This window comes from Martinezella sp. CNPSo 3957 (assembly GCF_057784395.1).
The window spans coordinates 76508-88296 of the sequence record NZ_JBXSOU010000007.1; the positions used below are offsets into that span (position 1 = coordinate 76508).

General features: G+C 59.8%; 13 protein-coding genes. 3 read left to right on the plus strand and 10 right to left on the minus strand.

Annotated elements, in window-relative coordinates; genetic code table 11:
- The 3 genes from AC13QE_RS17625 to AC13QE_RS17635 all read right to left on the minus strand — a co-directional run bounded on the left by AC13QE_RS17625 (window position 1) and on the right by AC13QE_RS17635 (window position 2374).
- Window positions 1-777 (minus strand): molybdopterin-dependent oxidoreductase, encoded by a 777-nt coding sequence (locus AC13QE_RS17625; RefSeq protein WP_488484644.1) that lies wholly within the window; start codon window positions 775-777, stop codon window positions 1-3.
- The gene (locus AC13QE_RS17630) at window positions 774-1634 is read right to left on the minus strand and encodes a cytochrome b/b6 domain-containing protein (RefSeq protein ID WP_488484645.1); all 861 of its coding nucleotides are present in this window, start codon (window positions 1632-1634) and stop codon (window positions 774-776) included. Before AC13QE_RS17630 ends, AC13QE_RS17625 begins: the two co-directional genes overlap by 4 nt.
- A gap of 128 nt (window positions 1635-1762) precedes the next feature.
- Entirely contained in the window at window positions 1763-2374 is a 612-nt protein-coding gene (locus tag AC13QE_RS17635; RefSeq protein ID WP_488484646.1) for a hypothetical protein, read from the minus strand.
- A gap of 260 nt (window positions 2375-2634) precedes the next feature.
- Here AC13QE_RS17635 and AC13QE_RS17640 point away from each other — a divergent pair, with 260 nt between their 5' ends.
- The 3 genes from AC13QE_RS17640 (at window position 2635) to AC13QE_RS17650 (ending at window position 4968) form a co-directional block, all read left to right on the plus strand.
- Window positions 2635-3192 (plus strand): sigma-70 family RNA polymerase sigma factor, encoded by a 558-nt coding sequence (locus tag AC13QE_RS17640; RefSeq protein WP_488484647.1) that lies wholly within the window; start codon window positions 2635-2637, stop codon window positions 3190-3192.
- Entirely contained in the window at window positions 3155-3820 is a 666-nt protein-coding gene (locus tag AC13QE_RS17645; RefSeq protein WP_488484648.1) for an NrsF family protein, read from the plus strand. Before AC13QE_RS17640 ends, AC13QE_RS17645 begins: the two co-directional genes overlap by 38 nt.
- 167 nt (window positions 3821-3987) lie before the next feature.
- The gene (locus AC13QE_RS17650; protein WP_488484649.1) at window positions 3988-4968 is read left to right on the plus strand and encodes an SDR family oxidoreductase; all 981 of its coding nucleotides are present in this window, start codon (window positions 3988-3990) and stop codon (window positions 4966-4968) included.
- 337 nt (window positions 4969-5305) lie between these two features.
- On the opposite strand, the gene AC13QE_RS17655 is transcribed toward AC13QE_RS17650, so the two are convergent.
- The 7 genes from AC13QE_RS17655 to AC13QE_RS17685 all read right to left on the minus strand — a co-directional run bounded on the left by AC13QE_RS17655 (window position 5306) and on the right by AC13QE_RS17685 (window position 11761).
- Window positions 5306-5929: a DUF1684 domain-containing protein gene (locus tag AC13QE_RS17655; protein WP_488484650.1), complete on the minus strand. Its 624-nt coding sequence runs from the start codon at window positions 5927-5929 to the stop codon at window positions 5306-5308.
- 25 nt (window positions 5930-5954) lie between these two features.
- Window positions 5955-6152, minus strand: a complete 198-nt coding sequence (locus AC13QE_RS17660) for a hypothetical protein (protein WP_488484651.1) — start codon at window positions 6150-6152, stop codon at window positions 5955-5957.
- 201 nt (window positions 6153-6353) lie between these two features.
- The gene (dhaL, locus tag AC13QE_RS17665) at window positions 6354-6995 is read right to left on the minus strand and encodes a dihydroxyacetone kinase subunit DhaL (RefSeq protein WP_488484652.1); all 642 of its coding nucleotides are present in this window, start codon (window positions 6993-6995) and stop codon (window positions 6354-6356) included.
- 58 nt (window positions 6996-7053) lie between these two features.
- Entirely contained in the window at window positions 7054-9153 is a 2100-nt protein-coding gene (locus AC13QE_RS17670) for a bifunctional sugar-binding transcriptional regulator/dihydroxyacetone kinase subunit DhaK (RefSeq protein ID WP_488484653.1), read from the minus strand.
- 149 nt (window positions 9154-9302) lie between these two features.
- Window positions 9303-9950, minus strand: coding sequence for a dihydroxyacetone kinase subunit DhaL (gene dhaL, locus AC13QE_RS17675; protein ID WP_488484654.1), 648 nt, complete (start codon window positions 9948-9950; stop codon window positions 9303-9305).
- 12 nt (window positions 9951-9962) lie between these two features.
- Complete coding sequence (locus AC13QE_RS17680) at window positions 9963-10955, minus strand: dihydroxyacetone kinase subunit DhaK (RefSeq protein ID WP_488484655.1); 993 nt, start codon at window positions 10953-10955, stop codon at window positions 9963-9965.
- Between the two features lie 32 nt (window positions 10956-10987).
- The gene (locus tag AC13QE_RS17685; protein ID WP_488484656.1) at window positions 10988-11761 is read right to left on the minus strand and encodes an SDR family oxidoreductase; all 774 of its coding nucleotides are present in this window, start codon (window positions 11759-11761) and stop codon (window positions 10988-10990) included.
- Between the last annotated feature and the right edge of the window lie 28 nt (window positions 11762-11789).

Consider the following 11789-nt stretch of genomic DNA (forward strand, 5'->3'; position numbering starts at 1 on the left):
TCAGATGCCGGCATACCATTCGTAGCCACGATCTTCCCAGAACCCGCCGTTACCACCCCAGAGATCATCGAACCGGTCACGGATTTCGATGCGCATGACGTATTTGGCGTGTTTGTAGCCAAGATGACGCTCGACGCGCAGGCGCAAGGGAGCGCCGTGTTCGACTTCCAGATCCTTGCCGTTGAGCGAATAGGCGAGGATTGTCTGCGGATGAAAGGCGTCGATTAGGTCAATACTCTCATAATAGCGGCCGCTGCCATCGAGCGTCTGTTCCAGTTCATCTGCACAATAGAAGACGGCGTAGCGAGCGCCTGGCTTCAAACCGGCAGTCTGCAGGATCAACCCGAGAGGAACGCCCTGCCATTTACCGATGGCGCTCCAGCCTTCGACGCAGTCGTGGCGGGTGATCTGGGTGCGAGAAGGCAGCTTCTTCAGATCGGCCAACGAAAATTCCATCGGCCTGTTGACCATGCCGTCGATCTTGAGCCGCCAGTCGGCAAATTGGGTTTCGACCATCCGAACATATTCGGCGCTGTTTGGCTGAATTGATCCATTCGGATGAAAGCTCGGCGAAATGTCCGCGTCGGTATATTCTCGAGCAAGCGTCTGCGACGAAACGATAAGCCGCTGTGTGCCCATGGTCAGCCGCTCCGCCAGCGCAAGCACCTGCTGCACATGTTGGTTCTGAGAAATGTCATCGCATCCGGTCAGGCCCACGGCGCCCAGACTGGCGGCCGAGCCGATGAGAAAACGGCGGCGGGTAAAGATGGAGCTCATCGGTCGGTCTCCTGGTTGATGATAGTGTAGCGGCCGGTCACCATCGAACGTATGTTGTTCCAAAGGCCGGAGAGAATGACCATCGCGATATGCACGATGACGAAGGCCACCAGGCTCCAGGCGGTGATGAAATGAATGGAGCGGGCCGATTGGCGACCACCGAAAACATCGAGCAGGAAGGGGTAACCGGCATCTATCGCGGGTGACATGGTCAATCCCGAACCGATCATCAGCGGTAGCAGGATGAAGATAACGACAAGATAGGTCAGCTTCTGCAACGCATTGTAGTGCCGCGCCTTTTCGCCCTTCGGGAAGCGCAACCGGGCATGATCTTTGATTTCATGCCAGATGTTTCCGGGTGCGATATCTCGAGCCGTCGGCGCGAGATCGCGGCGGAAATGACCGCCGATCAGGCCGTAGGCCATGTAAACGAGCCCATTGATGACAAACAGCCAAGCGAAGAAGAAATGCCAACGCCGGCCAGCCGCAAGATCCTGGTAGCTGGGTATCGTCGCCCAGGCCGGGAATGCGCGCGGCATCATTTCGCCGTCGGCCGTGGAAGCACCGAGTATGCCGGTGGTGGTCATCGAGAGGCGGCCGATGCGCACTATTCCGGTGATGTTATCGCCATCCTGATTGCTGGCGATTTCGAACCACGATGGATCTTCAACCGCTCCGTAATTTCCCCAATGTAATTGGGGATCGGCATTGAAGATCTGCAGGCCACTCATCAGCAGCAAGGTCAGACACAGCACATTGATCCAGTGCGTTATCCGCGTAAGAGCCGAATGACGGTGAATGAAGATCTTGGCCGGGGGAGATGGCGGCGCGGTGCCGATCTGCTCGATGCTTGCCATGAATAATTCTCCTGACGTGCCGCCGGAGGGCGGTGTCCGAAATCATATGCTGCGACGCTATCGCCGCTCATTGAGCTGCCCGGATGCGATCGGCAACCGGGCAGTCCCGTGATGTCGGCATGGATGCGTCACATTGGCGGGATGACGCCATTTATGCCGACCACGACACGGTCGGATTCAACCGTGTTGTCTCCAGCGGTCGTGCCGTTGATAATGACCCCTGCGCCGGGTTTGATGTCGTCCTTCGTCGCGTTGCCAAAGGTGACGACCGGCGTGCCCGGCGGGATCGAGATCTTCTTCTCGCCGCCCTTGTAGGTGAGCGACAGGGTGGGGCCGTTGACCGAGGTGACGGCACTGGCAACAGTCGCATTCGTCATCGAGCTCTTCGGCTTCAGATCCCAGCCGTAGTCACCCTCGCCGGTGCCTTTCATCGCGGCCGGGAAGATCAGTACCTCGAGCGCCCCGTTGATGCCGCTGTCGGTCGGAACGGACGCAATGCCGACGAAATCGCCAGGCTTGATGTCTTTCACGGAGGCGTTGACGATGCCGTTGACGGCCCAGCCGGATTTCAGCTTGATCGTCACGTCCTTGCCTTCGCGCGATTTGACCATCAGCGTATCGCCGCTGAGGCTTTCCACGACGCCGCGAACGCGTGCCTTGTCGGCAGCCTGTGCGGATAGTGTGGTCACGGCTCCCAGCGCCAGCACCATACCCATGATCTTCAACTTCGTGAGCGACATACTGCTCTCCATATCTTGCATCTTTTCGATATGATGCCCATCCGGCTATCTGGAGCAGGTAGGGCGATCGCTTTGGAAACTGGGCAAGGTGCTTATCGCATCCTGTCGGCAACAGCAGATTGTCCCTCAATTCCGCTCCCTCATTCGGAGCCCGTGCGAATGCGTTACAGCGATCACGCCGTTGTGATCACAAGCCAGGCGACAAAAAATCGGGTTCAGGATGTAACAAGTAGCGCTCGTCAACGAATGACTGTCGGTGGATGACGAAATCGGTGTCGGAACAGGTCCTGAAAGGCTTGATGCTTCTATCGCTTGACGGCGATGAAGCTGCATACAGACGCTTGCTCGTTATTTTGCGAGATCTGCTTTTGACCTTTTATCGGCGCAGGCTTGGGTCTAATGCCGACCGCGACGCTGAGGATCTGGTCCAGGAGGTGCTTTTGGCGGTGCATAGCCGGCGCATTACCTATGATCGGGAACGGCCGTTTACCGCGTGGTTTTTCCAAATCGCGAAATACAAGTTGATTGATCATTTCAGGGCAAATGGCAGCAAAAGGGGCGTCGAAATAGCATTGGGAGACGAGATCGCGGCTGAATTTCGAGAGGAGGCGCTGTTTGCTCACCTCGACATTGACCGTCTTCTCGATCAATTGCCTGCCAAACAGAGGGAGCTTGTGCGGCAGGTAAAGATTGCCGGAAAGAGCACCGCTGAAGCCGCGATCGAGAGCGGGCAGTCTGAAGCAATGGTCCGTGTCAGCATTCATCGAGGGATGCGCGCGATTGGACGCAAGCTGGGTTTTGCCAATGACGAAAAATGATGAATTCATCGAGGCTCTGGTAAGCGATCTCACCCCGGTTCGCCGTCATGCGCTGCGAATGCGGCTTGCGCTTACAATTATTGTCGGCGTGATCGGCGCGGCTGTTGCGCTGCTGATATCGCTCAGCTTTCGCCCGCATCTGCACCACGTGACGGTGGCGGCGTTTTGGGTGAAGTTTTTATATACTGCTGTGTTGATGAGCGCGACGATCGTGGCCCTTGACCGGGTTGCGCGCCCAGGCGAGGCGATCAGTAGTATGGTTCGGGTTCTGGTCGTGGCATTCAGCATCGTCGTGCTTTTGGCCGTCGCTCAACTCACGTTGTCGCCGGTTTCATCCTATCCGGGTTTGATCATCGGATATTCGGCGTCCTTTTGCCCGTTCCTGATCGTGGCTTTCGGCATTCCTGCTTTCTGTGCCAACATGTGGTTTCTCAGGCGCGCAGCCCCCACGCGCCCGGCACTTGCCGGTTTCGTTGCAGGCGCTTGCGCGGGGGGCGTCGGCGGCTGGGTCTATTCCTGGGCCTGTGTCGAAAACGGTATCCCATTCATCGCGATATGGTACACGCTTGGCATCTTGCTGAGCGGGCTGGTCGGAAGCCTGGTCGGCAAATTCAGTCTGCGTTGGTAGCTTCGTTTTGACCTGCCGAGGCGCAGGCATGCAGCCGATCTGTAGCCTTTCCCGTTTTTTTGATGGTGGTAGTCATCGTGAGGATGATCGGCGGGAGACGATCGGGCATTTTCGCGGTATGACTGGTAATCATTGATCCTACCAATCACACACCGAGGTCCCTTCACATGGCTTTGAACGTGCTTTTCATTGGCGGTACCGGCCAAATCTCATACCCCTGCGTCGAGCGTGCTGTTGGCGAGGGACATCGCGTCAGTGTCTACAATCGCGGCCTGAGGGGAGACCCGTTGTCTGCGGGTGTGACTTCGATCACCGGCGAACTCGGATCGGCTGCCTATGCCGATCTCGCCAGGGCCAACTATGACGTCATATGCCAGTTCATCGCGTTCACGCCGGATCAGATTGCGCGAGACATCGAGGTGTTTGCGGGCAACTGCGGCCAGTATATCTTCATCTCTTCGGCTTCGGTCTACGAGAAGCCGGCGCACCACTATGTAATCACCGAAAAAACGCCGGCCATCAACCCCTACTGGCCCTACAGCCAGGCCAAGATCGCCTGCGAGGAGCTGCTGATCGCGTCAAAGGGTTTGGCCTGGACGATCGTCCGTCCCAGTCACACCGTGCGCACCGGCCTGCCGATCATGATGGGTGACAGCGACATAATGGCGAGGCGCATGCTGGATGGCGAGCCCACGATCGTCGCGGGTGATGGTCATACACCGTGGACACTGACGCGCTCGGTCGATTTCGCAGTGCCTTTCGTCGGGCTTTTCGGCAAGCAGGCAGCTCTGACTGAAATCTTCCACATCACCTCCGATCGCGCCCATATATGGGATGATATTCAGAAGGCGATCGCCAGATTGCTGGGTGTCGAGGCGAAAATCGTTCACGTGCCAACGGATACGCTCATCAAGTATAATCCGGATTGGGTGGGGCCCTTGGTCGGCGACAAGGCCTGGACCGCGATCTTCGACAATTCGAAGGTCAAGCGCGTTGCCGGTGACTTCACCTGCGCCGAGAACCTGGACGAAATCCTGGCCGAACCGATCATGCATTTGAAGCATCGCCTCTCCAAAAACCGTCCCCCAAGGGGTGACCTCGATGCTCTGATCGATAGGATTTGCGCAGCGCAAAACGCTTTGGGATAGGACAGACATCGCTGACGAGCCCGCCCGCAATCAAATTACCTATACCGGATTTTGTCATGCAATTGCATGGCATTGGCTATGAGGGGCGTTTCCGAAATCCCCCGCGCCTCCTGCCGCCGATGCGTCGCATCGCGCTTTGTCCAACGCGACCGTCGCTTGATCTGGACAGTCCGCTCGCGCGCTGCCGCCTTTGCGGCACGACAACAGAGGCCTCGACCGATGCCATCTGCCAGTCCGGCAACACTATCCACGGCAACCCTCGCCTTAACTATCCAGGGCAGGGCAGATCTCCCGTTGATACGATCCCCGCCGGCTTTAGCGCTGCAACACTGAAGAATCACACTTTCGAGATCGGATGGCGTTCTCCGGCTCTGACGGCACCCTTCAATCGATTTCCCGATGGCGCCAATGGGCAGACATATCGTGAAGAATACGCGCATGAAGGAAAGTAGGAGAAGTTGAAATCAAGGACCAACGTACCGTCTGCGCCGGCAACGCCCAGATCCGCTCCTTTGATAGTGTCGAGAAGATATCGCCCGCCGCCATATGTTTCGGTCCCGGACGTCGCGTCGACAAAGGGCAGGAATACGCCACCGCCGTACCCCTCGATCCAGTAAAGCGTCAGTTCGCCACCCAATTTGGTCTCAAGACCTGCGGTACGGGCGAACGAATGCATCGATAGGTCGCCATCCGCTCCAGTTGCAACGGTCATCTGTTCCGGCGTGACCGGCTCAAGCCGTACGGTGAAGCGCAACGAAGGATCATAAGGAAATGTTGTCGGCCCTTCGAACACCTGCCGCTCTGCTGCCTCGATCGGCGACTGAGGATGATCGCGAAACAGGGATGCGCGTGTGTCGCACCAGAGGTGCCAGGCAGCAACGACGTCCGAACTGGAGCGTATCATGTAATAAAGGTCAGCGATCCTGCGCCGCCATTCCCAAAGTTGTTCGTCTTCTGTCATGTAATATCCTCACTTTTCGTAAAATTTACGAGCCACGATTCTTGAGGTCCAATAACAAAGTCGGCAAGAGCTCGGAGACGGTCGGACGGATGGGCAAGGCCCAGCGAAACGTGTCGATCGTCTGGCAGGCATGCATCATATCGAGGACACCGTGGATGGCTTCGTCCACACCGGTGCCGAGGATTGCTGCGCCCAAAATCTGCCGAGTGTCAGCGGAACCCATTCCTTTCGAGAATCTCACATCAACAGCCTCGTCTCAAATTAAGTGCCGTGCTATCTTATTGAAAATGTTAAAGTGAGAGCCTCGCGGTTAACTGCAAGACGACACCTTCTTGGCTTCCCGCCGAACGACGTAGTCGGCATTCGCGGTCGACCGCGAAAGATCGACTACCGACATCAGCGCGTCGGTGGTCCGCGACATACGTCAATGGACAAATGCCTGCATCATCGCCTTCAGGATCAGCACGGCCGAGGCCGCGCCCGGATCCATGTGCCCGAGCGATCGTTCGCCGAGCTTTGCGGCGCGTCCGCGCGTGGCGACCATCGAGCGGGTCGCATAGGCGCCTGCCTCCCCCGCAGCCACGGCATCGGCCCATATGTCTGAAATGCTTCGGCCCTGCTGTTGGGCTGTAGTGGCGGCTTCCGCTGCAGGGATCCAGACATCGAGCATGGTCTTGTCGCCGCGTTGCCCGCGGCCGCGCTTTCGTATGCCGCTCGCTATAGCGTCGATCATGGCGACCTGCCCGGTTGCGTCAAGGCAAGGCTCGGCCTCCAGCGCGGCGGCAGCGCTTTGGAAGGCGGTTGCGTAGAGCGGTCCAGTCGATGCTCCGACCGCATCGAGAAAGGCGGACGCGGCCAATCTCATGACCTCTGCAGCGGAGAGATTGTCGAGGTCCGCCCTTCCGAGTTCGTTGACCACAGCCGCGAAGCCCAGCGACATTGTGATCCCGTGATCGGCATCGCCGATCGCGCCATCGAGTTCTGTCAGGTGGTCCCGTTCTCCGGCAATGGCGGAGGATATCCGATTGAACATCAAATGGAGCGTCCGCGCCGCGTTTCCCCGCATATGGTCTCCTCCCATTTCCCCACCTCAATCCTGCGATCTCAGCCGCTCGATCTTATCCTTAAGTGATTGTCAGAACGGACGTCTCGCAAGGATGGTGCAAGAGTTCGGTCAATTCGCTATCAAGCGCCAGGATCGAGATGGATGCGCCAACCATGTCCAGCGAGGTGCAATAGTGGCCAACCCAGTTCGCCTCGATCACGATGCCCTTGGCGCTCAATCTCTGCTCGACACGTCGGAAAAGGATGTAGAGTTCCATCAGCGGTGTGGCTCCGAACGAATTCACGAGGACGGCGACGCGGCCGCCTTCGCCGACCTTCATCTCCAGGAAGATGCGGTCCATCACCCGGTCCACGATGTCGTCGGCCATCATCATCCGTTCCCGGATGACGCCGGGTTCGCCGTGAATGCCCATGCCGAACTCGATATCGTCGGGGCCGATTTCGAAGTTGGGGCGCCGCGTCTGCGGCATTGAGCCCGGCTCGAGTGCCACACCCACGGTATAGGTCCGCTCGTTCGCCTTGCGGGCGGCTGCTTCACACTGGTCCAGCGACAGCCCCCGATCGCAGGCCGCGCCGGCGATCTTGAAGACGAAGAAGTTGCCTGCGACGCCGCGCCGTCCGTCGCGATCCTCGGGCGGCGACGAGGCGATATCATCGGTGGTGAGGATCGTGCGCACGGGTATGCCCTGCTCCTCCGCCATTTCCGCCGCCATCTCGAAATTCATGACGTCGCCGGCATAATTGCCATAGATGAAGAGCACGCCGGCCCCGCTGGAGGCGGCCTGCGCACATTTCAGGATCGGTGCGGGCGGTGGCGAGGAAAAGACATTGCCGATCGCAACCGCATCGACGAGCCCCTTGCCGACATAGCCGAGGAAGCAGGGTTCATGGCCGCTGCCGCCGCCGACGACCAGACCCACCTTGCCCGGCCTCGGCCCGACCTTGGCCCTCAGCGCGCGGTTCGTTCGATCGATCGGCGCCAGATATTTCCGATGCGCCCGAACGACGCCGTCGAGCATCTCTTCCACCGCATGGTCGGGGTCGTTCAAGAACTTCTTGATATAGGTACGGGCAGCGCTGTGCGGTTGGGCCACGTTGCCCTCGTCCCGCAGCCGCTGCGGCGGCCGCTGGTTGACCTCGATGACGCCATCGGCGTTCAAGATACCGCGCCCGGTCGCCGCGTCCGTGATCAGCACGCTGACATAGCCGCCGCGAAGGGCGGCAAGGATCGCCGGCACCTTGTCGAAGCCGCCAGCCGCGGCGATCCGCACATCGACATTCTTCAGCATCTCCAACGAAATGCCGATGGTCCGGTCTTCGAGCGGGCCGACGATCGGACGGCCCTGCCCATCGATGAAGCGGCCGGAGATGACGCCGACAGCGCCCTTCGCCAGATATTCCTGCAGGGTGACGGATTCGAAGAAGCCGCTGGTGTGAATGGTCGAATTCGGGCGCAGGGAGGCAATGCCGAAGATCGCCTTGTTCGCGCCGACGAGCTGCTGAAATTGATCGCTGATCAGGGGCTCTTGTAGCAAGGCATCGCGCACAGCGCTCGTCGAGACGATGGCCGGCGCGGATATGCCGATCAGCCTGCCGTTGACGGCCTCTGCGACCGCGGCGGCGCACAGTTCCGGCGTATAGGCGAAAGTCGCCCGCGTTCCGCCGGTAGCCTGAACGACGGTGACGTCCTGCAGGTCGCGGACGGAAGCGCGTTCGCCGATCGCAAGCACGGTCCGCCCCCAGGATACCGCGATCGTGTCGCCCGATTTGATCAGCCGCTGCAGTGCCTGCGCGCCTGCGACGCCGATCCGGTCGATGAGCGGGCGCGCCGTGTCGTCGCTCGGTACGACAAGACAGTCGTCCAGGCCGAAATGGCGCTTGAGTTCCTGCGCGACGGTCAGGGAGGCGAGGCGGGCGGGCTCGATGGCGATGTTGACGATGCCGCGCGCTCTGGCATCGGCTAGATAGGTATTCACTGTGGCGCGCGAGATGCCCATTACATCGGCGATATCGCCTTGGGTCATGTCCTCTTCATAATAGAGCCAGCAAGCCCAGACATAGGGGTCATCGCCATAACGAAGTGGCATGCGGTCAGGCGTCGGCGCCGCCTCCGTCTTTGCTGCCCCGCTCTTGCGAGCCTGTTGTGACTTTGTCGCCATGCGTCTGAACCGAACTCCCGCTCAAAGGATCGCGAAGATGCAGTCAATGCCGCTGCATTGCAACGCCATTTTCGGTCGCGGTCCGGTGCGATCCGCTTTCCCTCCGGCGGATCGTATCATCCCGAGGATCGTTCGACAGGCGTCAGGCCTCAGCTTTCCTGGAGCCGGGCGGTGACGCCGAGCGCGAGTTCCTTGAGGATCAGCGCGCAGGAGGTTGCTCCGGCGTCGAGAATGCCGAGTGAACGCTCGCCGAGACGGCTGGCACGCCCGATCTTCGCCACGAGATTGATGGTGGAGTCACGACCTTTTTCCGCTGCCTCGATCAGCGCGGCCAATGCATAGGAAAAGGACTTTCCGGCGCCGTTGGCGGCATTGAAGGCTTCAATCGCCGGAACCAGCGTGTCGAGCAGCGTTTTGTCGCCGACCTTGGCGGAGCCGATCGACTGGATGCCTTCGAGGCCGGCATGCAACATCTGGCTGAAGCTAGCCGCGTTGATATCGGTCTTGCCTTCTAGCCTTTCGGCGAATTCGGTGAACATGACGCCGTAGAGTGGACCCATCGAGCCGCCGATTTCGGTCATCAGCAGCGTGCCGAGCGTGTCGAATGCCTCGCTGAGCGAAGCGTCCTTGCCCGTTAGCCGCTCCACGGCCATGCCGAAGCCCTTGGCCATGTTGACGCCGTGGTCGCCGTCGCCGATCTTGCCGTCGATCTCGCTCAGATAGGCGCGGTTTTCGATGATGCGGTCTGCGATCGAAAGGACGATGGCGCCTGCGGAAGAATTCTTGAATGTCTGCATAGCCATCAATCCTCAGAGCAACATGGTGCAGGACGCTTCGAGATCGAGAAGCGGCTTGAGCTCGTCATCGAGAGCGAGAACGGTCAGCGTCGCGCCGACCATTTCCAGCGAGGTGAAGTAGTTGCCGATATAGGTCTTGTGGATCTTGAGACCGCGGCCGGTGATCTCGGATTCGATGGTGTCGTTCAGGATATAGAGTTCGTTGAGCGGTGTGGCGCCGAGACCGGAAACGAGGACGGCGACCTCCGTGCCGGCGGGCAGATCATGATCGTCGAGCACGATCCGGCACATGTCCTTGGCGATCTCTTCGGCCGTCTTCAGCGGCTCGACGCGAACGCCCGGCTCGCCGTGGTGGCCGATGCCGACCTCCATCGTGCCCGGTTCGATCTGGAAGTTCGGATGACCGACGGCCGGAAGCGTGCATGGGCCGAGGCCGACACCGATCGAGCGGCAATTGTCGATCGCCTTCTGCGCCACGGTCTGCACCTCCTGCAGCGTGCCGCCGAGTGTCGCCCTTGCGCTGCCGATCTTCCACATGAAGATTTCACCCGCGACACCGCGGCGCTTTTCGCGCTCGCTTGCCGGCGCCGAGCAGACATCGTCATTGGCAACGACGGTCAAGACCTCGATGCCTTCCTTGGCGGCAAGCTTGGTCGCCATTTTGACGTTCATGTTGTCGCCGGCATAATTGCCATAGAGGCAGACGACGCCCGCGCCGCCATTGGCTTCCTTCATAGCGTCGAAGAAGCTTTTCGCGGTCGGCGAGGAAAAGAGTTCGCCGACGGCGACGGCATCCAGCATGTTCTTCCCGGTATAACCGATGAAGGCAGGCTCGTGGCCGGAGCCGCCGCCGGTGACGATACCGACCTTGCCGCTGACGGGCGCATGCTTGGCAACGATGACGCGCGGGTTTTGGGCAAGGCGTACGATATCCGAATGGGCTTTGACGAAGCCTTTGACTGTATCCTCGACGACGAGATCGGGATTGTTGACGAACCGCTGCATGAGGTCTCCTGGAAATGGCCGAGCGCTTGAGCTCACAGAATGGTGTAGCCGCCGTCGATCAGCAGATCGGCGCCGTTGATCATGTTCGCGCCGGCCGAAGCGAAAAAAACGGCGGCGGCAGCGATTTCTTCCGGATAGGCGAAACGGCCGGTGGGAATGCGCTTCTTGGCGGCTTCGCCCTTCTCTCCGGCCCAGGCCTTCTTGCCGAGCTCCGTCAGCACGACGGTCGGTGAGATAGTGTTGACGCAGATACCATGCTTGCCCCACTCGGCGGCAAAGGTCTTCGACATGCCGATGACGCCGAACTTGGAGGCGCAATAGGCGACATGCTCCTCGATGGCGACCGTACCGGCCTGCGAGGCCAGATTGATGATCTTGCCGCCCTTGCCGGCGGCGATCATGGTGCGGCCCACCGCCTGGGTGACGAGGAAGCTGCCCTTGAGATTGATATTGATCGTCTTGTCCCAGTAGTCGAGCGACAGATCCTCAGCCGGGGCGAGGAAGACGACGCCGGCGCTGTTGACCGCGATATCGATGCCGCCGAAAGCCGCGACGACGTCAGCGACCGCCTGAGTGACCGATGCCGGCTGCGACACATCGCAGACGAAAGACTTGGCGCCATTGCCGAGCGCTTTGGCCTTGGATTCGGCGATCTCAGCATTGATGTCGAGCACGGCAACCGTGGCGCCCTTTGCGGTCAGCGCATCGCTGATGGCCGAGCCGATGCCGGAGGCGGCGCCCGTTACCAGCGCGATCTTGCCGGTGAGCGGAAAGTTGAGGTCGATCGTGGGAGCGGTATCGGTCATGGTTTCAAGCCTTAATGTTCGAGGTCGG